Annotated in this window: 20 protein-coding genes and 1 pseudogene; 12 read left to right on the top strand and 9 right to left on the bottom strand. The window is 69.2% G+C overall.

The window, feature by feature from the left end; translation table 11 throughout:
• Window positions 1–21 precede the first annotated feature (21 nt).
• From trpC to ABS772_RS16550, 11 genes are all read left to right on the top strand, one after another.
• A complete protein-coding gene (gene trpC, locus ABS772_RS16600) occupies window positions 22–879 on the top strand; it encodes an indole-3-glycerol phosphate synthase TrpC (RefSeq protein ID WP_350395913.1) in 858 nt (285 codons plus the stop codon).
• Window positions 876–1361: a cyclic pyranopterin monophosphate synthase MoaC gene (gene moaC, locus ABS772_RS16595; protein ID WP_350395912.1), complete on the top strand. Its 486-nt coding sequence runs from the start codon at window positions 876–878 to the stop codon at window positions 1359–1361. Before trpC ends, moaC begins: the two co-directional genes overlap by 4 nt.
• On the top strand, window positions 1358–2584 hold the full coding sequence (locus ABS772_RS16590; protein WP_350395911.1) for a molybdopterin molybdotransferase MoeA: 1227 nt from the start codon (window positions 1358–1360) through the stop codon (window positions 2582–2584). The genes moaC and ABS772_RS16590 overlap by 4 nt, the downstream gene beginning before the upstream one ends.
• 566 nt (window positions 2585–3150) lie before the next feature.
• Entirely contained in the window at window positions 3151–3444 is a 294-nt protein-coding gene (locus tag ABS772_RS16585; protein WP_350395910.1) for a helix-turn-helix domain-containing protein, read from the top strand.
• A gap of 173 nt (window positions 3445–3617) precedes the next feature.
• Window positions 3618–4079: a 3-hydroxyacyl-ACP dehydratase FabZ gene (gene fabZ, locus ABS772_RS16580; protein WP_238256685.1), complete on the top strand. Its 462-nt coding sequence runs from the start codon at window positions 3618–3620 to the stop codon at window positions 4077–4079.
• 5 nt (window positions 4080–4084) lie between these two features.
• Complete coding sequence (lpxA, locus tag ABS772_RS16575) at window positions 4085–4891, top strand: acyl-ACP--UDP-N-acetylglucosamine O-acyltransferase (protein ID WP_238256684.1); 807 nt, start codon at window positions 4085–4087, stop codon at window positions 4889–4891.
• An 11-nt stretch (window positions 4892–4902) separates the two neighbouring features.
• On the top strand, window positions 4903–5751 hold the full coding sequence (locus tag ABS772_RS16570) for an LpxI family protein (protein WP_350395909.1): 849 nt from the start codon (window positions 4903–4905) through the stop codon (window positions 5749–5751).
• Window positions 5748–6908, top strand: a complete 1161-nt coding sequence (gene lpxB, locus ABS772_RS16565; RefSeq protein ID WP_350395908.1) for a lipid-A-disaccharide synthase — start codon at window positions 5748–5750, stop codon at window positions 6906–6908. The genes ABS772_RS16570 and lpxB overlap by 4 nt, the downstream gene beginning before the upstream one ends.
• A complete protein-coding gene (locus ABS772_RS16560; protein ID WP_350395907.1) occupies window positions 6905–7387 on the top strand; it encodes a YaiI/YqxD family protein in 483 nt (160 codons plus the stop codon). The genes lpxB and ABS772_RS16560 overlap by 4 nt, the downstream gene beginning before the upstream one ends.
• 91 nt (window positions 7388–7478) lie before the next feature.
• Window positions 7479–8024, top strand: a complete 546-nt coding sequence (locus tag ABS772_RS16555) for a hypothetical protein (RefSeq protein WP_350395906.1) — start codon at window positions 7479–7481, stop codon at window positions 8022–8024.
• On the top strand, window positions 8021–8296 hold the full coding sequence (locus tag ABS772_RS16550; RefSeq protein ID WP_238255472.1) for a hypothetical protein: 276 nt from the start codon (window positions 8021–8023) through the stop codon (window positions 8294–8296). The genes ABS772_RS16555 and ABS772_RS16550 overlap by 4 nt, the downstream gene beginning before the upstream one ends.
• A 60-nt stretch (window positions 8297–8356) precedes the next feature.
• Here ABS772_RS16550 and gltA read toward each other — a convergent pair whose 3' ends face one another.
• Both gltA and gltX read right to left on the bottom strand, forming a co-directional pair.
• The gene (gene gltA, locus ABS772_RS16545) at window positions 8357–9646 is read right to left on the bottom strand and encodes a citrate synthase (protein WP_238255471.1); all 1290 of its coding nucleotides are present in this window, start codon (window positions 9644–9646) and stop codon (window positions 8357–8359) included.
• A 477-nt stretch (window positions 9647–10123) separates the two neighbouring features.
• The gene (gene gltX, locus ABS772_RS16540; protein WP_350395905.1) at window positions 10124–11548 is read right to left on the bottom strand and encodes a glutamate--tRNA ligase; all 1425 of its coding nucleotides are present in this window, start codon (window positions 11546–11548) and stop codon (window positions 10124–10126) included.
• A 155-nt stretch (window positions 11549–11703) separates the two neighbouring features.
• On the opposite strand from gltX, the pseudogene ABS772_RS16535 reads away from it, so the two are divergent.
• Window positions 11704–12588: pseudogene (locus tag ABS772_RS16535) on the top strand (DUF4131 domain-containing protein); the annotation flags it as partial.
• A gap of 107 nt (window positions 12589–12695) precedes the next feature.
• Here the strand turns inward: ABS772_RS16535 and ABS772_RS16530 are convergent.
• The 7 genes from ABS772_RS16530 to ABS772_RS16500 form a co-directional block, all read right to left on the bottom strand.
• Window positions 12696–14522 (bottom strand): hypothetical protein, encoded by a 1827-nt coding sequence (locus tag ABS772_RS16530; protein ID WP_350395904.1) that lies wholly within the window; start codon window positions 14520–14522, stop codon window positions 12696–12698.
• A 1028-nt stretch (window positions 14523–15550) separates the two neighbouring features.
• A complete protein-coding gene (locus tag ABS772_RS16525; RefSeq protein ID WP_350395903.1) occupies window positions 15551–15781 on the bottom strand; it encodes a hypothetical protein in 231 nt (76 codons plus the stop codon).
• Window positions 15774–17861: an AAA family ATPase gene (locus ABS772_RS16520; RefSeq protein ID WP_350395902.1), complete on the bottom strand. Its 2088-nt coding sequence runs from the start codon at window positions 17859–17861 to the stop codon at window positions 15774–15776. Before ABS772_RS16520 ends, ABS772_RS16525 begins: the two co-directional genes overlap by 8 nt.
• Before the next feature lie 183 nt (window positions 17862–18044).
• The gene (locus ABS772_RS16515) at window positions 18045–18401 is read right to left on the bottom strand and encodes a hypothetical protein (RefSeq protein WP_350395901.1); all 357 of its coding nucleotides are present in this window, start codon (window positions 18399–18401) and stop codon (window positions 18045–18047) included.
• 476 nt (window positions 18402–18877) lie between these two features.
• Complete coding sequence (locus tag ABS772_RS16510; RefSeq protein WP_350395900.1) at window positions 18878–19804, bottom strand: DUF3883 domain-containing protein; 927 nt, start codon at window positions 19802–19804, stop codon at window positions 18878–18880.
• Window positions 19801–20244 (bottom strand): very short patch repair endonuclease, encoded by a 444-nt coding sequence (locus tag ABS772_RS16505; protein WP_350395899.1) that lies wholly within the window; start codon window positions 20242–20244, stop codon window positions 19801–19803. The genes ABS772_RS16510 and ABS772_RS16505 overlap by 4 nt, the downstream gene beginning before the upstream one ends.
• The gene (locus tag ABS772_RS16500; protein WP_350395898.1) at window positions 20241–21191 is read right to left on the bottom strand and encodes a DNA cytosine methyltransferase; all 951 of its coding nucleotides are present in this window, start codon (window positions 21189–21191) and stop codon (window positions 20241–20243) included. Before ABS772_RS16500 ends, ABS772_RS16505 begins: the two co-directional genes overlap by 4 nt.
• Window positions 21192–21400 lie beyond the last annotated feature (209 nt).

Genomic DNA, 21400 nt, shown 5'->3' with positions numbered 1-21400 from the left:
AACGCCTCCAAGGACAGACCGATGGACGACATCGTGGCCGACGTGACCATCGGGCCTGCCGCGACCGCTCCCGAGCGGGCGAGCGTGCTGGCGCGGATCGAGGCCTACAAGCGCCGCGAGATCGCCGAGGCGAAACTGCGCGTGCCGCTGGCCAAGCTCGAGAAGCAGATGGCCAAGGCCGAGCCGCCCCGCGGCTTTGCCGATGCCATCGCCCGGCACATCGCCGAAAACCGCCCCGCGCTGATCGCCGAGATCAAGAAGGCCTCGCCCTCCAAGGGCCTGATCCGCGCCGATTTCGATCCGACGACGCTGGCGAAGGCGTATGAAGCGGGCGGCGCCACCTGCCTGTCGGTACTCACCGACACGCCCTCCTTTCAGGGCGCGCCCGAGTTCCTGACCGAGGCCCGCGCGGCCTGCGACCTGCCGGTTCTGCGCAAGGACTTCCTGTTCGAGCCCTATCAGGTCTACGAGGCACGCGCCTGGGGCGCCGATTGCGTCCTCGTCATCATGGCCTGCCTCGACGACGCGGAGGCCGCCGCCATCGCAGAGACCGCGCACGACCTCGGCATGGACGTGCTGGTCGAGGTCCACGACGCCGCGGAACTGGAGCGGGCGCTGCCGCTCGGCACCCGGCTCGTCGGCGTCAACAACCGCAACCTCAAGACCTTCGAGGTCTCGTTCGAGACGGCGATCGACCTGAAGCCGGGCATCCCCGCCGACCGGATCGCGGTGGCCGAGAGCGGCATCGGCACCCACGCCGACGTGCTGCGGCTGAGGCAGCACGGGCTCGACACCGTCCTCGTCGGCGAGAGCCTGATGCGGCAGGCCGACGTGACCGCGGCGACCAGGGCCCTGCTGTTCGGGGAGGCCGGCCGGTGAGCGGCGTCGCCCTGACCCATATCGACCGGACCGGCGCGGCCAACATGGTCGATGTCTCCGACAAGGCCGCGACCTCGCGCACGGCCGTGGCCGAGGGCGTGGTGGTGATGCGCCCCGAGACCCTGGCGCTGATCCGCGAGGGCGATGCCAAGAAGGGCGACGTCATCGGCACCGCGCGGCTCGCCGGCATCATGGCCGCCAAGCGCACCCACGAGCTGATCCCGCTCTGCCACCCGCTCCTGATCACCAAGGTGCGGCTGACCTGCGAGCCGGACGGCGCCCTGCCCGGCCTGCGGCTGACCGCGGAGGTGAAGGTGCAGGGCCAGACCGGCGTCGAGATGGAGGCGCTCACCGCCGTCTCGATCGCCTGCCTGACGGTCTACGACATGGTGAAGGCCGCCGACCGCGGCATGCGCATCGAGGGCATCCGCCTCCTGTCGAAGGAGGGCGGCAAGTCCGGCGCGTGGAACGCCGAGCCATGAGCCTGCTCCCGGTCGCCGAGGCGCTTGCAAAGATCCTCGCCGCCATCCCCGCACCGGTGGCGGTCGAAGAGATCCCCATCGCCCAGGGCGCCGGCCGCACCCTGGCCGCCGATCTCACTGCCCAGCGGACCCAGCCGCCCTTCCCGGCCTCCGCCATGGACGGCTACGCCGTGCGCGCCGCCGACGTGACGAACGCCCTGGCGCGCCTGCGCCTGATCGGCACCAGCGCCGCCGGCCACGGATTTTCCGGAACGTTGGGGCCGGGCGAGGCGGTGCGGATCTTCACCGGCGCGCCGGTGCCCGAGGGGGCCGACGCGATCCTGATCCAGGAGAATGTCGCGGCCGAGGGCGAGACCGTGATCGCCCGCGAGCCGGCGGCGGTGGGACGCTTCCTGCGCCGGGCCGGCCTCGATTTCCGCGAGGGCGAGACGCTGGTGCGGGCGGGCGACACCCTCGACGCGCGCCGCCTCGCGCTCGCCGCCAGCGCCGGCTACGCCGTGCTGCCGGTGCGGCGCAGGCCGCGGGTCGCCGTGCTCGCGACCGGCGACGAGCTGGTGCGGCCGGGCGAGCCGGCGGCCTGGGACCAGATCACCGCCTCGAACGGTCTCGCGCTGGGCGCCCTCAGCCTGGAGGCCGGCGCGGAGGTCGTCGATCTCGGCATCGTTCGCGACGATCTCGGCTCTTTGCGCGAGGCGGTCGGCCGGGCGCGCGCGGCGGAGGCCGATCTTCTGGTGACGCTGGGCGGCGCCTCGGTCGGCGACCACGACCTCGTCCAGGCGGCCCTCGGCGCCGAGGGGCTCGAACTCGGCTTCTGGCGGGTGGCCCTGCGCCCCGGCAAGCCGCTGATGCACGGGCGACTCGGCCCGATGTCGGTGATCGGCCTGCCGGGCAATCCGGTTTCCTCGATCGTCTGCGGCCTGCTCTTCGTGGTGCCGGCGATCCGGGCGCTCCTCGGCGACCCGCGCGCGGGCGAGGACCGCAGCGAGCCGGCGATCCTCGGCCGCGACATGCCGGAGAACGATGCTCGCCAGGACTACCTGCGCGCCCGCCTCGACACGGCGCCGGACCGCCTGCCGGTCGTCCACCCCGAGACGCGCCAGGATTCCTCGATGCTCTCGGTGCTCGGCAGCAGCGAGGCCCTCCTGATCCGCTCAGCCCATGCGGGCCCGGCCAAGGCGGGCGACCCGTGCCGGATCATCCGGCTGGATCGGCGGATTGTTTGATACGGCATCCGGTCGATCGCTTCGGTCCTTCGCCGTCATCGCTTCGGCTCCGCCTCGCGATGACGGAGAGGAGCAAAGCCCGAGCTGACCAATCGGAAGTCGTTTGAGGATTGCATCTCCCGATCGATCTGACGTCAGCCTGCGATCTCGACGGCAATCGCAACGCGTCATACGGTTTCCGGCTGATTGGTTCGGTCCAGACCCCCACCGCCGTCATTCCGGGGCGCCGAAGGCGAACCCGGACCCGAAGGGGCGCGCCGGAGGCGTGCAATCTACCCGTGATGCCACTTTGAGGATGCCGCTTTGAGCCACGCATCTCGGATGGATCCCGGGTTCCGCTGCGCGGCCCCGGGACGACGGGAAGCAGTACCAAAGCGATCAAACGGAAACCGTATCATCCAACCTGCACCCTCATCCTGAGGTGCCGCGCAAGCGGCCTCGAAGGATCCTCCAGATCCCGCGCGATGTCTGGACGATCCTTCGAGGCCCACTGGCGCGGGCACCTCAGGATGAGGGGAATTGATGGAATGCCGGCCCCGTGCGATGGCTCGTCCGAGGATGAATCCATGGATGAGGCGACGTTCCAGGAACTGACGCGCAGCATCGAGCAGGCCGCCGCCCATGCCCGCGGCGAGGCCGTCCCCGGCTTGCGGGTCCATGTTCCCCACGAGATCGACGTGGCGGCGGTGCGGAAGGCGTCCGCCCTCTCGCAGGACGCCTTTGCCCGCCGCATTGGCGTGGCCGTCGGCACTCTGCGGAACTGGGAGCAGCGTCGGCGGCGGCCGGAGGGACCTGCCCGCGTGCTCCTCGCGCTCCTGGAGAAGAACCCGCGCCTTGTCGAGGAAACGCTCGGCGGTTGAGCCCGTAGCGGGGCCGGCAACCGTGCCGTTCGCACTCGGCCGGGGCGTCCGCCAGCGCAAAAGTCTTGCATCTGCCCGATTTTCTGCCGAAGAGGGCGGCCTTCACCGGATAAAGGCACCGGATCCCGCGGCGGATGCCGCCGGACAGGCATGGGCGGGGAGCGTTGGGACCGATGAGCGAGACGCGGGAGTTGGGTTCGGCCGACATCCAGAAGGTGCTGGAACTGCTGCCCCACCGCTATCCCTTCCTGATGATCGACCGCATCATAGAGATCGACCGGGACGAGAGCTGCATCGGCATCAAGAACGTCACGGCGAACGAGCCGCAATTCACCGGGCACTTCCCCGGCCTTCCGGTCTTCCCCGGCGTGCTGCTGATCGAGGGCATGGCCCAGACGGCGGGCGCGATCTGCTGCCGCCACATCATGAGCGACGAGCTGAAGACCAAGCAGGTCTTCTTCATGACGATCGACAAGTGCAAGTTCCGCAAGCCCGTGGTGCCCGGCGATCAGGTCCGCTTCCACATGACGAAGCTGAACCAGCGCAAGACCATGTGGTGGTTCCGCGGCGAGGCCCGTGTCGAGGGCACGCTCGTGGCGCAGGCCGAGATCGGCGCCATGCTGGTGACGGAGTGAGCGCGGTGCGGGAAGGCATTCACCCGAGCAGCGTCGTCGAGGACGGCGCCCGGCTCGGGGACGGCGTGCGGATCGGTCCGTTCTGCCATATCGGACCCGAGGTCGTGCTCGGCGACGGCTGCGAGCTGATCAGCCACGTCGTGGTCGCCGGCCGGACCACGGTCGGCGCGCGGACCAAGATCTATCCCTTCGCCTCGATCGGCCACCCGCCGCAGGATCTCAAATTCCGCGGCGAGCCCTCGACGCTCGCCGTCGGCTCCGATTGCCTGATCCGCGAAGGCGTGACGATGAATCCCGGCACCGCCGGCGGCGGCCTCGAGACGGTGGTCGGCAACGGCTGCGCCTTCCTAGCCAACAGCCATGTCGGCCACGATTGCCGGGTCGGCGACCACGTCGTCTTCTCCAACAACGTGATGCTCGCCGGCCATTGCCACGTCGGCAACTACGCCATCCTCGGCGGCGGCGCGGCGGTGATCCAGTTCGCCCGCGTCGGCAACCACGCCTTCGTCGGCGGCCTCTCGGGGCTGGAGAACGACTGCATCCCCTACGGCATGGTGCTCGGCAACCGGGCCTACCTCTCCGGTCTCAACATCATCGGCCTCCAGCGCCGCGGCTTCTCGCGCGAGGACATCCACGCCCTGCGCCGGGCCTACCGGCTGCTCTTCGCCCAGGAAGGCACGCTGATGGAGCGCGTCGAGGACGTGGCGGCCGAGTTCGACACCCATCCGGCGATCCACGAGATCCTTGCCTTCATCCGCGAGGGCGGCAAGCGCTCGATCTGCACGCCCCGCGCCGTCGCCGCGGCGGCCTGAGGCGACCCGCCGTGACCGATCCCGCCCGGCCCCTCGCCCTGGTGGCCGGTGCGGGCCACCTGCCGGAACTGGTCGCGGCCTCCCTCGATCGGGCGCGCCGGCCGTTCCGGATCCTCGCCGTGCGCGGCTTCACCGAGCGGGCGATGCGACGGCGGGCCGACGCAGTGGTCGATCTCCTCGACATCCCCGGCACCCTGCGCATCCTGAAGGAATGGGCTCCCGCCGCCGTGGTGCCGGCCGGCGGCGTCACCCGCCCAAGCCCGGCCGCCCTCCTCAACGCGGCGCACGCCGTGCGCAACCGCGACATCCTGAAGAGCCTCGCCGGCGGCGACGACCGGCTCCTGCGGGCGGTGCTGTCGCTGCTGGAGGAGAACGGGCACCGGGTGCTCGGCGTCCACGAGGTCGCGCCCGACCTGCTCGGCCGGCTCGGCCGTCACGGCAAGGTGGAGCCGGATGCCGACGCCATCCTGTCGATCGCCACGGGACGGGCCATGCTCGGCGCCCTGAGCCCGTTCGACGTGGGGCAGGCGGCCGTGGTGGCTGCCGAGCGCATCATCGCCGTCGAGGGGCCCGAGGGCACGGACCGCATGCTCGCCCGCGCCCGCGCGCTCAATCGCAAGCCGTTCGGCCGCGGCACGCCCGCCAAGGGGACGGTCCTCGTCAAGCTGCCGAAGCTCGGCCAGGATCTGCGCATCGACCTGCCGGCCATCGGCCCGCGCACCGTGCGCCGGGCGGCGCAGGCGGGCTGCGCCGGCATCGCCATCGGCGCCGGCCACACCCTGGTGATCGACGGCGAGGCGACGGTGGCCGCGGCGGATGCGGCGGGCCTCTTCCTGATCGGCGTGGAGGTCGCCCCGTGACGCACCGGCGGATCTGGCTCGTCGCGGGCGAGGATTCCGGCGACCAGCTCGGCGCCAAGCTGATCCGGGCGCTGCGGGCCCTCTCGCCCGCGCCGCTGACCCTCGGCGGCGTCGGCGGCGAGGCGATGGAGGCGGAGGGTTTCCGCTCGCTCTTCCCCATCGATGACGTGGCGGTGATGGGCTATCTGCCGGTGCTCGCCCGTGCCCGCACCCTGCTGCGGCGCATCCGCGAGACGGTGGACGACGTCGTCGCGGGGCAACCCGACGTGCTCGTCATCATCGACAGCCCCGGCTTCACCCACGCCGTCGCCACCCGCGTGCGCAAGCGCCTGCCGGATCTGCCGATCGTCGATTACGTCTCGCCGAGCGTCTGGGCGTGGCGGCCCTGGCGGGCCAAGGGCATGGTGCCCTTCATCGACCATGTGCTCGCCCTCCTCCCCTTCGAGCCGGAGGCGCATCGCCGCCTCGGCGGGCCGCCCTGCTCCTATGTCGGCCACCCGCTGATCGAGCGCCTGGCCGAGTTGCGCCCCTCCCCCGAGGAGGCCGCCATCCGCGAGGGGCGCCCGCCGGTCCTCGCGGTCCTGCCGGGCTCGCGCCGCTCGGAGATCGAGCGGCTGATGCCGGTCTTCGGCCGCACCGTCGCGGACCTCGCCCGGCGGATCGGACCGTTCGAGATCGAGCTGCCCGCCGTGAGCCGCCACCGCGCCCTGATCGAGCGCCTCGCCGCCGCCTGGGAGCGGCATCCGCGGATCGTGCACGGCGAAGCGGACAAGTACGCCACCTTCCGCCGGGCGCGAGCGGCGCTGGCGGCCTCCGGCACCGTGACGCTCGAACTGGCGCTCGCCGGCGTGCCGATGGTGGTGGCCTACAAGGTCTCGCGGGTCGAGGAGGTGATCGCCCGGCGCCTGATCCAGGTGCCGACGATCGTGCTCCCGAACCTGATCCTGTCCGAGAACGCCATGCCGGAATTCGTGCAGGCCGATTGCACGCCGGAGCGGCTGGCCGAGACTCTGGCGCCGCTCCTCGCCGGCGGCCCCGCCCGGCGGACCCAGCTCGACGCGCTCGCCCGCATCGACGGCCGGATGCGACTCGCCGGCGACGAGGAACCGAGCCGGGCGGCCGCCCGGATCGTGCTGGAGGCACGGCGGGCGGCATGAGCGAGGACGCCACGGTTCCGAGGATCGCGATCTACGTCGATGCCGATGCCTGCCCGGTGAAGGACGAGGTTTATCGCGTGGCCGCCCGCTACGGCCTCCACGTCTACGTCGTCTCGAACAGCTTTCTCAATCTGCCGCGCGAGCCCTGGATCGAGCGCGTCGTCGTCGGCGACACGTTCGACGCGGCCGACGACTGGATCGCCGAGCGGGCGGGGCGCGGCGCCATCGTCGTCACCGCCGACGTGCTGCTCGCGAGCCGCTGCGTGAAGGCCGGCGCCGTCGCGCTCGCGCCGAACGGAAAAGCCTTCACGGACTCGTCCGTCGGTCTCGCGCTCGCGACCCGCAATCTGATGCAGGAACTGCGGGAAGCGGGTGCCATCACCGGCGGGCCGAAGCCGTTCTCGCCGAAGGACCGCTCGGCGTTTCTCGGAGCGCTGGATCGGGCTGTCGTGCGCCTGAAGCGCGATCTTGGGATCTGACGTCAGGTCGCGCGATGCGCGGCCGGTCCTTTCGCCGACCGATCATGGGCGACGCCGCTTCTCGGGCAAAGCCGATGCTGTAGGATGCGGCATGCTCGATCCCGCCATCATCGAATCGCTCCATATCCCCTTCCCTCCCGAGCGACCCGCGCTGGTGGAGGAGCAGGTTCTGCGCAGTGCTGCCGCCGAGCAAGCGCTACGGATCGGTCGTCGGCTGGCCGATGGCTTCGACGCAGCGGCCAATTCATGGATCGCGACCATGGAACGGGCGCGCCGCTCGGTCGAAGGCGCGACGATCGAGAGCCGGTCCGCCGAGGATCTGCGGCTCCTCTCGGCGACGATCGACGATTTTGAAACGGTTGCGGAGATGCGGGCCAAGCAGGGCGCTCGATTGCAGAAGCGCATCGCCCGCGAGGTGAAGACGGCGTTCCGGACGGATCCTTCGCTCGCGGCCGCCCACCGCGCGTTCGGGGGCCGGATCGTGGCAACGGAGAAGCGGATCGTCGATGCGCTCCTCGATTATGCTCTCTTTCTGCGTGCTGTCCGGGCCGACATCGATCCCGCCGCCCGGGGGGGGCGAACATTCGAGACGACGGATGACCTTGCCGGTTACCTCGCCGGTCTCGGCGCTGCGTGACGATCCGACTGACGATCGAGGCCGGTTTCGAAGCCGGCCTCAGAAGCCTGCCGCCCGATCGCCGGAAGGCGGCCGGGCGGGCGTTGCTGAAGTTCGCCGAGGAGCCCGGCTTGCCGAGCCTCCGATTCCGTCCGCTCGTCGGCCGGATCGGTTATTTCATCATCAATCCGACGAGAGGGGATCGCATCATCCTACGGAAGGACGGTGATGATGTGTATGCAGCGGTCGATCTCGGGCCGCACGACAACGTGTATCGCCGCTGGGACCGATAGACGGCACGGCCCGCGACGGAAAAAGGGGGCGCTTGAGCGCCCCCGATGTTCTGGCTGTACTCAGCTCCGCTGGCCGATCGCCACGTAGTCGCGCCGGTCGGGACCGATATAGAGCTGGCGCGGGCGGCCGATCTTCTGGGACGGATCCTCGATCATCTCGGCCCATTGCGCGATCCAGCCGACCGTGCGGGCGAGCGCGAACAGTACCGTGAACATCGAGGTCGGGAAGCCGAGGGCCTTGAGGGTGATGCCCGAGTAGAAGTCGATGTTCGGGTAGAGCTTCTTCTCGATGAAATACTCGTCCTTGAGCGCGATCTGCTCGAGCTGCACCGCGACCTCCAAGAGGTCGTCCTTGAGCCCGAGTTCGTTGAGCACCTCGTGGGTGGTCTTCTGCATGATGCGCGCGCGCGGGTCGTAGTTCTTGTAGACCCGGTGGCCGAAGCCCATCAGGCGGAAGGGATCGTTCTTGTCCTTCGCCTTGGCGACGTATTTCTGCACGTTCTCGGGGTGGCCGATCTCCATCAGCATCTTCAGCGCCGCCTCGTTGGCGCCGCCATGGGCGGGGCCCCACAGGCAGGCGATGCCGGCGGCGATGCAGGCGAAGGGGTTGGCGCCCGAGGAGCCGGCCAGCCGCACCGTGGAGGTCGAGGCGTTCTGCTCGTGGTCGGCGTGCAGGATGAAGATCTTGTCGAGGGCGCGGGCGTAGATCGGGTTGATGACGTACTCCTCGCACGGCACCGCGAAGCACATCCGCAGGAAGTTCGAGGTGTAGTCGAGGTCGTTCTTCGGATACACGAAGGGCTGGCCGATCGTATACTTGTAGGCCATCGCCGCCAGCGTGGGCATCTTCGCGATCATGCGAAGGGAGGCGATCATCCGCTGCTGCTCGTCCGAGATGTCGGTCGAGTCGTGATAGAAGGCCGAGAGCGCGCCGACGCAGGCCACCATCACCGCCATCGGGTGGGCGTCGCGGCGGAAGCCCTGGAAGAAGCGGTTCATCTGGTCGTGCACCATGGTGTGGCGCGTGACCCGGTAATCGAAATCCGCCTTCTGGGCGGAGGTCGGCAATTCGCCGAACAGCATCAGGTAGGCGGTCTCGAGGAAGTCGCCCTGCTCGGCAAGCTGCTCGATCGGGTAGCCGCGATAGAGCAGCACGCCCTCGTCGCCGTCGATATAGGTGATCTTCGACTCGCAGGAGGCGGTCGAGGTGAAGCCGGGATCGAAGGTGAACTTGCCGGTCTGGGCGTAGAGCTTGCCGATATCGACCACGTCGGGGCCGATCGTTCCGGTCTTGATGGGAAGTTCGACGTGGTTGTCGCCCACGATGATGGTGCTGGCGGAAGCGCTCATGGGATCGCGGACCCTTTCTCGCGACGGGAACAGCACCGGAGCGGGAGGCCCGCCTCCCGCTCCGTTGTGGCGCCGCAGCAGAGCACTGCGCCCGCTCACTGAAGCACCGGGTTAGCGGATCGGTCGGCGCCCAGCAACGGTGGGCCGCTCACGGCTTCTTCGCATATGCGAAAAATGGGCCGTGTCTGTCACCGTCCGGGCGGGATGAAACCTGCTTCGAGCCCCTCGGCGCAACAGGTGTCGAACAGTCTAAGCGCTCCGCCGGGACGATGATGACGCCGAAACGCCGCGTGAGGCAAGAGTTTCGGGTGTCAGGCGACATCGTCTGCCGCCGTCCGAGTCGAGCGCTGTCATTCACGCTGGATTGTCATTCGTGCCGCTGCCATGCCGACGGCGGCGGCGAGATCGCGGTCGGACGAGCCGATCCGATCGACGCGCCCGCATGCCGGATGCGTTGATCCGCCGCGCGCGGCGCCGTCAGGCCGGCAGACGATCCCGCAGGCGGGCCAGGGCCTCGTCGCGGCCGAGCACGGCCATCACGTCGAACACCGGCGGCGAGGTGGCGCGGCCGGTGAGGGCCGCCCGCAGGGGCTGGGCGATCTGACCGAGCTTGACCCCCTCGCTCTCGGCGAAGCCGCGCACGGCCCCTTCCGTCGCCGCGGCATTCCATTCCGGCAGGGCCTCCAGCGCCGGCAGGAGGGCGCGCAGCCGCTCCACCGCCTCGCCGGCGAGCAGGCCCTCCGCCTTGGCGTCGAGGGCCAAGGGGCGCGGGGCGTAGAGGTAGTAGGCGCTGTCGAGGAGCTCGACGAGGGTCTTGGCGCGCTCCTTCAGGCCGGGCATCGCCGATACGAGCTTTTCGCGCAGATCCGGCGTCAGGGCGGTCGGCAGACCGCGCTCCGGACCGCGTGCCGGCAGGATCGCGTCGATGGCATCGACCAGCACCGAATCGGCACTGCCGCGGATGTAGAGCCCGTTGAGGCTCTCCAGCTTCGTGAAGTCGAACCGCGCCGCCGAGCGGCCGATCGCCTTCAGGTCGAAGGCGGCGATCATCTCCTCGGTGGAGAAGACTTCCTGGTCGCCGTGGCTCCAGCCGAGCCGCACGAGGTAGTTGCGCAGGGCGGCGGGCAGGTAGCCGCGGTCGCGGTACTCCTCGACGCCGAGCGCGCCGTGGCGCTTGGACAGCTTGGCCCCGTCCGCCCCGTGGATGAGCGGGATATGCGCCATCGCCGGCACCTCCCAGCCCAGCGCGCGGTAGATCTGGCTCTGGCGCGCGGCGTTGGTAAGGTGGTCGTCGCCGCGGATCACCTGGGTGACCCCCATGTCGTGGTCGTCCACGACGACGGCGAGCATGTAGGTCGGGGTGCCGTCGGAGCGCAGCAGCACGAGGTCGTCGAGGTCGCGGTTGGCCCAGGTGACGCGGCCCTGCACCGCGTCCTCGACCACGGTCTCGCCCTCCGTCGGTGCGCGCAGGCGGATCACCGGCTTCACGCCCGCGGGCGCCTCGGACGGGTCGCGGTCGCGCCAGCGGCCGTCGTAGCGCGGGGCGCGGCCCTCGGCGCGGGCGGTCTCGCGCATCTGCGCCAGCTCCTCGGCGCTGGCGTAGCAATGGTAGGCGTTGCCCGAGGCGAGCAGGCTCTCGGCGACGTCGCGGTGCCGCTCGGCGCGGGCGAACTGGTAGATCACCTCCCCGTCCCAATCGAGGCCGAGCCAGCGCATCCCGTCGAGGATCGCGTCGATCGCGGCTTGCGTCGAGCGCTCCCGGTCGGTGTCCTCGATGCGCAGCAGCATCCGGCCGCCGAAGCGGCGGGCGTAGAGCCAATTGAACAGGGCCGTGCGCGCTCCCCCGATATGCAGGAAGCCCGTGGGCGAGGGCGCAAAGCGCGTGACGACCGGTGACGACATCGGCGGCTGGGAGGCTTCTTTTGAGAAAGTGGGGATGGCAGGAGGGCGGCCGCGGCCGGTCTCGGCCGGCGTGTAGCACGAGCGAGCGGATGCGTTAAGAATTCGTCACGTTTGCCCGTCGCGCGGGCATCGCAGGTCTCGGGACGTGGCGGGGCATGGCGCAGGGCGGCGGCAGGGCGATCGGCGGGGCGGTTCCGGCCCTCCTCGGCGGTCGCGCGCCCGCCCCCTCGCAGCTCTGGCACGGCACGATCGCGGCGTTGGGCGCCGGCCTCGCCCGCGAGGCGGAGCAGCGCCGGCTGTTCCCCTGGCTCGCCGTCGCCTTCGGCGCCGGCATTCTCGTCTTCTTTACGGCGACGGACGGGGCGCCCTCGCTCGCCGCGCCGCTGATCGCCGCGGGGCTCTGCCTCGCCGTGACGCCGGTCCTGCGCGCCCGCCCGGTCGCGCTCGCGCTGGTCCTCGCCCTCGCCGCGCTCTTCCTCGGCTTCGCGGCCGGAATCTGGCGAGTCGCCTCCGTCGCGGGGCCGGTGCTGACCCGCGTCACCATCGCGCCGCTCGCCGGCCTCGTCGAAGGGCTCGACGAGCGGGAGGGCGGCGCGCGGCTGATCGTACGGGTCGAGACCTTCGGCGATCTCGACGCGGCGCAGCGCCCGCGGCGGGTGCGGGTCTCGACCCGCGCGGCGCCGTCGGTGCGGCCGGGCGACACGATCCGCGCCACCGCCCGCCTGCTGCCGCCGCCGGAGGCGGTGCGTCCGGGCGGCTACGATTTCGCCCGCGACGCCTATTTCCGCGGGATCGGCGCGGTGGGCTCGCTGGTCGGCAAGGTCGAGATCGGGGCCCCGGCGGAATCCCTGCCGCCGTCGCTGCGCCTCGCGGCCGCGATCGACGCGGCCCGCAACGCCTTCACCCGGCGCATCACCGAGGCGATCGGCGGGCAGGCTGGGGCCGTCGCGGCGGCCCTCGTCACGGGAAAGCGCGGGCTGATCTCGAACGAGACCAACGACGTGCTGCGGGCGGCGGGGATCTATCACGTCGTAACAATTATGCGGGTAGGCCGGCAAACGGTGGATGAACCCGTTAAGGGCAGTTTCGGTAGGTTCTAACCATCACAGCTTCCAGGCCGTGCTGGGTTCCTGGTAGCCCTGCGCGCTTAGCGGGGGTCGTACTTGTTGCGCCGCTTGGACGCGGGCTTGCGGCGGCCAGGCGGGAGCGGCGGCGAGCGCGTGACCTTGACCATAGGCGCCACCTCGTCGTCGACCTTCATGCCCATGGGCGCTTGCGCGCCGGGCTCGAACACCCGGCGCCCCTTGACCCATTGGGTCCAGGAGGAGTTGCAGACCCGCCGGGCGTCCTCGTCCGACAGCAGCTTCGCCGACTTGCCGACGACGAACAGCTGCGGGTTGCCGCTCTCATCGCCCTCGGGCCAGAACTCGACGATCCTGAAGCCCTGTTCCAGGAGACGGGCGGCGATGCCGTCCGGCCTCTCGTTCACCCAATCCGGGCTTGCCTGAACTTGGCAGAACCGCCCCTGCAGGGACCCGACACCGCCCGTTTTTGCCCGGTTGGAGCCGATGACGACCGCCCGGCCCCAGGCTTTCATCTCCCCCTCCCCCTTGGTGGGAATGGGACGCGCAGTAATTTTGTCCCCCTCCTCGCCTTCGGAGGCGGCGGCCGGCTTGCCAGACTTGCCAGAGAGCGCGTCCATGCCGACGCCGCGGAGCTTCTCCGGGTCGATCACGACCGGGCCGGGCGGCAGCGTGCCGGCGGCGCGGGCGTTGCGGAACAGCACCCCGCCGCTGAGCCGGTCGAGGTCGTGCAGGACGCACTCGATGGCGTTCCTGGCGAACAGGAGGTAGGCCGGCGAGAACTGGCCGTAGAGGTGGTTGATGCTCTTCTCGCGGTGCCCCATCCACATCTTGTGCTGGTGCTCGGGGACCACCGGGCAGCCGTAGCGGACATAGGCCTCGCGCAGCATCGTCGCCCCGAAGTCGCGCATGCTCGACGGGACGAAGTCGATGCCCAGGCCGAGCCGGGCACCGGCGGCCTTGAAGCGCGCACGGAGATCGACGACCTCCTCGCCCACCCAGCAGCCCTCACCCCAGCAGGAGATTTCCGCGAGAAGGGATGGCGGCAGCGGGAGCGACGGACGGTACTTGTGCTTCTCCTGTCGCCGGCCCTCCGGGTTCAGGTGGTAGACGCCCTGGCGCAGGTCGATCTGCGCCGAGGTGGCGGCGGCCGCCGCGTCCGCCCGGCAGACGAAAGCGAGTTCCAGGAGCGCCCACCTCCGCAGCTTCTCGTCATCCTGGACGAGCCTGAGGAAGGCGGCGGTCTGCTCCAGGGAAGCGTGCCAGTTCCGCGCCTCAGGCTCGGGGACACCCAGGACGGCGGCGACATCCCCCTTGCTGCTCAGGACGGGCGGGCGCAGCACGGTGAGCAGCCGGTTGCGGTCGTCGTCCTCCTCGCAGGCCCAGTTGATGGCCGCCTTGATCAGGATCATGCAGTTGGAGACCGAGCCGACCATCATCGCCCTGCCGGCAACCCCGTCAGCGAGTTCGTTGATGAGGGTCTTCTGCTTGCGCTTGGAGAACTCGCCCACCGTCACGCCGGGCAGCACCCTTTCGAGACCGCGGAGCGTCGACCCGGAGGTGCTCGCCCAGCTCTTATTCCTCTTGGGATTGCTAAGCAGGTAGAGTTCGACGACGACCTCGACTGGCAGGTCGTTCTCGCCCGCGAACGGCCCGGAGATTTCCCCGCCGAGCTCCTGGGCGACGAGGGTCGCGAGTTGCGTCTTCGCCTCCTGCTCGTCCGCAATCCCGAGGCTGACCTTGTCGTCGTAGCCGAGCGCCTCGTTGTACTTGGCGATGTAGAAGTTGGGCGAGATGCCCAGGGTCTTCAGCTTGTACCCCTCGATGACGAAGGTCCCGCCGTCCTTCTCGGCGGCCTCGCCCATCGCGAGGAGAGCACGGACGATGGCCACGTGCGGCGGCCGGGCGGGGCTCTTCCGCTGCTTTCTCAGCGCGTTGCGGATGGAGGGCGGCGGAGCCTCTCGGCGGCTCTTAGAAGCACGGCGTCCGTCCGTCGCCCTGAAGCGGCGGGTGGACCTGCCGACACGGGGGGCGTCGGGGGCGACGTCGTCATTCTCGGCCGCGTTGAACGCGGCCTTTCGGGGGTCAGACATGGTTCCACGTACCCTTCTGTAAGGATGGCCTGAACGTATCTTTCGAGTTCGTCTCTGCGGTATATAATCCTACGCTTGCGGCGCAGGTATCCGATGCGGCGCTCCTGCCTGGCGCGCCGCAGTTGCTTGTCCTCAAGCACATCGCCGTAGACCTCGTAGGCCTCCGTCTCCGTGATGAGGTCGCCCATCGTGATGGGGGCCGCGGTGGCCGGGGCCTGGCCGTCGCTCGGTCCAGGCCCGGTCATCGGGCACCCCCATCCAGACTCGAATTCGAGGCGGAGGCAAGCGCTTGTCGGCCTCGCCAAGAGCGCGAATCGGTCGAAAAGCCCCGACCCGCGGCCGGCGACGGTCGGCTCAGATGAGGCGCCAAAACCCGGCGAAGCCACGCGGTCTCCTGGCCGCCGAACCGGCCGAAGGCCGGGTCTGGGATCGATCCGGCGGACCCTTCCGGGCTGTCTGAAAGCCCGGATCGGTGCCCACCCCAAGCACCAAGGATCGGACAAGCGATCCTGACGACAATCCTTGAACATGGCGGCGAGCCGCAAAAATCAGGAATTTGATCCTGATAGAATTGGCGCGTTATTCCTTGCTCCGGAACCGCGCCGGGCAGTTCCGTCGAGCGGCCGCCAGACCCGTCGTTTCGGTTTGAAAGCGCCGCCCGACCTCCGTCTCGGGAGGCGGTCCGGATGCAGGTTCGGGCCGCATGCGGCGAGCGGCCCCAGCCCCGCCCGGAGGCCCGATTTAAGCCCCCAAAACGGCCCCCCTGCGACCGGTGATCGCAGGGGGCGGATCGCCTGGGGATCGCGCGGCGGCAGGGCTTGGAGGGGCTAGCGATTCGCATCGCCGCCTCCGTCCCTCTGATCGACCGCCCGCAGGTAGACGACGTTGCCGGTCTTGTGGTGGTCCCGGTGCCGCAGCGCCCGGCGCTCGGCCTCGACCATGATTTCGGCGGCCACGGCCAACCGGGCGCGCTCTACGGCACCGTCATAGACAGCAGGACCGAGCTCGCGCTCGATCTCCGCCAAGGTGCCGAGCAATGCGAGGATGCGCTCATCCATGACGCGACCCTCCCTCGAAGGCTGCCGCGAGTTCGCGGCCGGCATGGACGCCGCCCACCGCGACGACGGCACCCTCGTCGCCTGCGCCTGACGCCTGCGCGCCGATCAGGCTGCGGACCTCGTCGCCGCCCATTACCCGACGCTCGACCAGACGGTGCGCCAGGCGGTCGACAAGGCCGGCATGCCGGTTGAGGAAGTCCCGTGCGCGCCCGTAGAGACGGTCGAGGTCGGCCTCGCAGGTCTTTCTGAAGGCCGGATCCTTGAGCAGGTTCGTCGCCGCGGCTTGGTCGCCGCGGTAAAGCAGCGAGCCGCCGAGCCCCCAGGTGCCGTGCTTGCCCACGACTAGGCTGGTGGCGACTGCCAGATCGGAGCCAGCTCTGCCGGCCGACCCCGATGTAACCCGGCCCCAGTGCTCGTCGGCGGCGCGTCCCGCCAGGGTCGAGACGATGAGGGCGTCCAACTCCGCCGCCGACATCGACAGGGTCTCACGCAGGCGCGCCGATGTGCGGCCCGCGAAAGCACCCCTTGAAACCAAGGAGAGGTTCGTCACCGTGCCGACCTGCAGAAGCTCGGTCGCGGTGGCGTGGGCAGCCTCGTGCCTGGCCACTGCGAGGAGCTGGGCCGGCGAGCGTGTCTCGGGCGGGGCGATTTGCCCGAGGAGGTCGCCGAGCACCATCTCGCGTCCGGCTTCCCTGGCGAGCATGCGCGCGCCACGGGCCCAGCCGGCGACCTCAGCGCCGGTGGCTCCCTGGCCGATAGCGGCCAGGGGCAACAGGTCCTCGGCGGGCAGCGCTTCCCGGAGATGCTGCCGGAGGATGCCGGCGATGGCCGAGATATCCGGTCTCGGGATGTGGACGGCCTTGTCGAGCCTTCCAGGCCGAACCAGCGCCTCGTCGAGGCGGTCCGGGAAGTTGGTCGCCCCGATGACGATCAGCCGCGAGTTGCCTCCCGAGACCGCCGAGTCGAGCGCCAGGAGGATGTGGCTGACGACCGGCACCCAATAGTCACGGTACCTATTGTCGACGGTTGCCCTGTTCGGGACCGAGTCGATTTCATCTAGCAGTAGGATCGCCGGTCCGCCTTGTGCGGAGGCGCGGGCGAAAGCGGCGTCCACCGCCTTGCAGATGTCGTGAAGGTACCCGCCCGTGGAGGCGAACCACGACGAGACGCTGGTCGCGATTAAGGGGAGGCCAGCGGACTTGGCCAGGATCCTCGCAAACCTGGTCTTGCCGGTGCCCGCGTCGCCGGACAGGAGGATGTTGCGGTTCTCGATGGACGACCAGGGCCGTTCGCCGCGCCTATGCTCCTCGATGGCCGCGACGAGCCTGAGGCCCCATGCCTGGGCCTCGCCGTAGCCAAGGCAGTCGGCCAGGAGCGGCACGTCGTCGAGCCCCTGGTCCGCGTCGGCGCGCTTCGAGGCGGAGGCGGCCTCCAGTCGGCGGACGCAGGCCGCGGCGCCGCTCCCCTTCCGGATGCAGGCCGCGATCTCCGTCGCGGTCAGCCCCGCCGCGAGTCCCGCTGACACCGAGCGGGGGCTTCGGCCGGTCGCCAGCCGGATCACGGTCCGGATGGCCTTCGCCGACGGGATCCCCAGTGTGACGCGGACGTCGGCCGCCGCCATGAGGGCGGACGGGAGGTAGCGCTCCGGCGCGGTCGACACGCCGAGGACGCTGCTGCCGTCGGCGAGCAACTCCGCGGTGACGTCGTTCCCGGCCTCCGGCTTGTCGTTCGTCCGGCTTTCGCCGGACCGCTTGAAGATTCGTCCCCACGACCGCAGCCGGGACATGGCGTCCTCGACTGGCGTGAGCCAGTCGGCGGCTGGCACGCCGACGACCACCGCGATACCTCGGCCGCGTTCGATGCGGCGGCGGTCCCTAGCGGACAGGGCCTCAAACGCCATTACCGTCGCGAGGATGGTCGTGACGGGCAGGTGCTGGGCTGCGGCGGCAAGCGAACGCTCCCGCCCGGCGTCGGCCTCGGGCGCATCGGGCAGCCCTTCAAAAACGTCGAGGTCGTGTGTTTGATGGGCTGCGACCCGAGCATGATCGCGCAGAATGGTACGGGGCTTCTTGAAACTCATCGCGGCCTCCATCGCGAGGCCGCCGCGCGTCCATGCGCGCCGGTCAGGCCCCGGTGGGTCTCTCGGATCGGGTGAAAGGTCGGCTCCCCGCGGGCACGCGGCGGCCTGGCTGCCAGTCGGCAGCGTGCGTCATTCGTTTCGAGCGGTGGTGAAGCGGCATCGGGTTGCTCCTTGGCATGGGGGCTACTCGGGACGGTCGATGTCCAGGCCGTCGAAGTCGACCCGCCGGGCGGTCGCGGAGACCCGGATCCCCGGCGCGGCCGGAGCCGTCCGCTCGCGCAGCCTGGCGGCCTGCCGCTCGGCCTCATCCAGGGCGGCCCGGCCCAGGGCGACGAGCACCGCCGCGACGATGCGGGCGAACCCGGCGCCGGGGAAGGTCTCGCTGGCGAGGGTAAGGCGGCGGAAGATCTCGCCGACGTGCCGGGCGGGATCCTCAGTGACGGGTGGGGGCGCCGAGAGGGCTGCGGGTCCGGCGTTATCCGCCTGGTCGGAGTGATCCCGGTGATGTTCCCGGTCGGGGCCGTTCATGTACTCGATCATTTCGGCTGCCTCCGCGCAGGGGCAGCCGGCCGCGTCCGTGGCGGCGGGTCAGCCCAAGCGGGTGTCGAGGTGGCGCAAGCGCGCCGATGACTGGTCGCGGCCAGGGCAGGCCCTGGCCGGGATGGCAGCTCGTTTCAGAAGAGTTCGGTTCGCAGGGATCATCGGGAGGGTTCCGTCAAACGGCCTCCCGGGCACGAGCGCGAGCGCCGCGTGGCTATCCTCGGGAGGAGGAATCGGCGCAGGCCGGCACGGGAGCTCCCGTCCGGCTCGCCACGGATTTCGTGCGTGCGAACATGGGTCCTTAAGTGCAGGTAAACGGGGACCGGCGCAAGACGTCCCAACGTGGGAGCGCACAGCAGACCAAGGTTATGGTTAACAAGTTATTCCGCAGCGGTGCGCGCATCTCGGTCTTGGTGCCAGGCTGCTTGGTTCTGTTCCCGATGGTTCCGCGTGAGCTCAGCATCAGGAAGGCAAAGCTAGCGAAACGACGCCGACCAAGTTGATACGGTCAGGCTTACAGCATCTTCCAGAGGAGGCCTGAGCGTAAAGATCCTGGACTTCTCGCCATACTCAAAGACGCGATAAATGTGGAATGCTTTTGGTTGTTCGCGTGAGAACGCCTCCTCATTGCGGCTCAAGAAAAATGGCGTCTTAATGCCGCCGCGAGTTGTTTTGACCTCGATGTATTTTTCGCCGCCTGTCGCAGGGTCGAAGGAAAGAATGTCGTATCCGGCTCCATCTCCTAGATCCCGGGAGATCCATGTGACGTCCTTGATGAGATCGGTACGTCCTACCGCATGCAGGCGGCTCCGCTCCACCTCCAACACGAACTCTTCCCCTGCCTGACCCAAGGCGCGGTTGCGCCCGTCACGCTCTGCCGGGTCGAACTTGTGGATCAGCCGCTCCAGGACCTTAGCCTCGCCGGGTCGCCTGAGAGGCGCATCCACGAAGATCTTGGCAGGCTCAGCCTGATGTCGCGTCTTCCTGGGCGGTTGGCCAGCAATCTCCGCGAGACGGTCAAGATAACGCTCTACCTCTTCGACCAGCAGCCGTTGGTAATGGTGCAGCGGCTGGTATCCCGGTATCCATGGAAGCCCGAGCTCGGACAGTACGGCGCTGATGTTGCAGTGCTTGAAATCGATAGATTTATTGCTTCTAGTGAGCAGCTTTTGAAGCGCCTCTCTATGAAGGGTCTTGTTGTAGTTGCGCCCGGATATCTCGCTCTCAAACATCGCGAAGTAATCGGCGACGACGAGTTTGACCTCTTCCCTTGTCCAATGCTGTCCTGCTGCACCCTCGCCCGATTGAGGAAGCGATCCAGGACCTCTTGTCTCGTATGAGTTCGTCACGTCAGTCCAGCCGGCAGCGGCGTGCAGGATCCGCCGCGGACGGCTTTGCGTCAATCATCCTCGGGTGTTCCATTCACGCCGAGGAAGGAGCGCAGTCTCACAAGCAACGCGTCGAGATCCTTGATCTCGCACTCCCATACGACGAGGGAAGACCAGCCGCCCGCGGAGAGGCCCTCCCGCGCAGCAGCGTCGCGGGACCGGTTCCGTTCGAGCTTGGGACGCCAGTAGTCCATTCGGGACTTCGGTTTGCTTGCCCGTCGGCAGCCCTCGTGCTGGTGCCAGAAGCAGCCATGGACGAAGATCACCTTCCGGCGTCCTGGAAACACGATGTCCGGCTTGCCCGGCAGGTCGCGACGATGGAGCCTGTATCGGTAACCGGCCCCCCACAGGAGGGAGCGGACGGCCATCTCCGGACGCGTATCCTTCGACCGGTTCGCCCGCATCGAGGTGCGTACGGCTTCCGGTACGCCTTCCCAGCTCTTGTGGGCGCTCACCAGATGTCTGGAATGGCCGACGCCACGGCCTGGAAGAGCGGCGGGGGCACTGCGTTGCCGACGACCCGGTAACGCAGCCGGGTGCCGCCCGTGTCAGGGAACGTCATGTCGGCATCGAAACCCTGCAGGGCCGCCGCCTCGCGGTAGGACAGCCGGCGGGCAGGCGCGTCGCTAACGAAGCGCCACTCGTCGGGCCCCAGCCGTTCTAGCTTCGGGCTGATCGGATGCAGCGGCGTATGCCGGCTGTTGGCAACGATGGTCCTGCTCACCTGATCCCACCCGCGCCAGCGGTCGCGTGACAGGTAGTACCAATGGAATGGCTGGGCGTCGAACTCGCCTTCGGGCCACTCGGGCATGCCCCCGATCCTGTCCTTGATCGTCGGACAACCGGGAAGACCGGATGCGGCATTGCCGGGCAGGGCATGGGTGGGCGCCGGGAACTCGTACTCGATGCCGAGGTCGGACCTGATGCCGACGAAGAACATCCTGGAGCGCTCCTGGGCGACCCCGTACTCCCGTGCGTCGAGAACCGCCCAGGAAACCTTGTACCCCGCCATGCGGAAGCGGGTCAGTTGATTGACGGCGAGGTGCTGGTTGTTGGCCCGGCGCATGCCGGAAACGTTCTCGACGATGAAGGCTTTCGGCCTGATCTGGCGCAGCGCGCGGTCGAACTCACGGTACAGGTAGTTGATGCCGCGGTCGGGATCGCGCACGCCGCCGACGCTGAACCCTTGGCATGGATAGCAACCGGCGAGCAGGTCGGCCTTGGGGAAGGATTCGATACCCTTCACATCGCCCACGACGTAGTCGGTCTCCGGGAGATTGGCCAGGTAGACGTCGCGCGCGTAGCTCATGACGTCGTTCGCCATGACGACGTCGAAGCCGCACGCGTGGAGGCCGGCATCGCTGCCTCCGCACCCGGTGAACAGTGAAACCGCCTTAGGCATCGCCCCCTGAACCCCGCCCCCGAATCTCCTGGTGCCGTCCAGGAGTGCATGGATCATAGCCAACGGCCAAGCATGAAACTGCCGCAGACTTAAGATCGTAGCAGGCTCGCTTAGGTCTGGCGGCGTAACCAAAAGGTGCTACCTTGGCCGTGTGACCTCGGGAACGAAAAAGATGGGGGGCAACGCTCCACCCACAGATTTTGTGGGAT

It is taken from the genome of Methylorubrum podarium (assembly GCF_040270385.1).
Classification (GTDB): domain Bacteria; phylum Pseudomonadota; class Alphaproteobacteria; order Rhizobiales; family Beijerinckiaceae; genus Methylobacterium; species Methylobacterium podarium.
The sequence above is the reverse complement of the archived record's forward strand: the minus strand, read 5'-3'. Positions and strand labels throughout refer to the sequence as shown.

Coding starts and splice junctions, on each gene's coding strand:
- ABS772_RS16525 (WP_350395903.1), bottom strand. CDS start 15,781: ATGGATGAGCGCATCCTCGCATTGCTCGGCACCTTGGCGGAGATCGAG.
- fabZ (WP_238256685.1), top strand. CDS start 3,618: ATGAGCGAGACGCGGGAGTTGGGTTCGGCCGACATCCAGAAGGTGCTG.
- gltA (WP_238255471.1), bottom strand. CDS start 9,646: ATGAGCGCTTCCGCCAGCACCATCATCGTGGGCGACAACCACGTCGAA.
- ABS772_RS16500 (WP_350395898.1), bottom strand. CDS start 21,191: ATGCCTAAGGCGGTTTCACTGTTCACCGGGTGCGGAGGCAGCGATGCC.
- trpC (WP_350395913.1), top strand. CDS start 22: ATGGACGACATCGTGGCCGACGTGACCATCGGGCCTGCCGCGACCGCT.
- gltX (WP_350395905.1), bottom strand. CDS start 11,548: ATGTCGTCACCGGTCGTCACGCGCTTTGCGCCCTCGCCCACGGGCTTC.
- ABS772_RS16585 (WP_350395910.1), top strand. CDS start 3,151: ATGGATGAGGCGACGTTCCAGGAACTGACGCGCAGCATCGAGCAGGCC.
- ABS772_RS16560 (WP_350395907.1), top strand. CDS start 6,905: ATGAGCGAGGACGCCACGGTTCCGAGGATCGCGATCTACGTCGATGCC.
- ABS772_RS16520 (WP_350395902.1), bottom strand. CDS start 17,861: ATGAGTTTCAAGAAGCCCCGTACCATTCTGCGCGATCATGCTCGGGTC.
- ABS772_RS16555 (WP_350395906.1), top strand. CDS start 7,479: ATGCTCGATCCCGCCATCATCGAATCGCTCCATATCCCCTTCCCTCCC.
- ABS772_RS16590 (WP_350395911.1), top strand. CDS start 1,358: ATGAGCCTGCTCCCGGTCGCCGAGGCGCTTGCAAAGATCCTCGCCGCC.
- ABS772_RS16515 (WP_350395901.1), bottom strand. CDS start 18,401: ATGATCGAGTACATGAACGGCCCCGACCGGGAACATCACCGGGATCAC.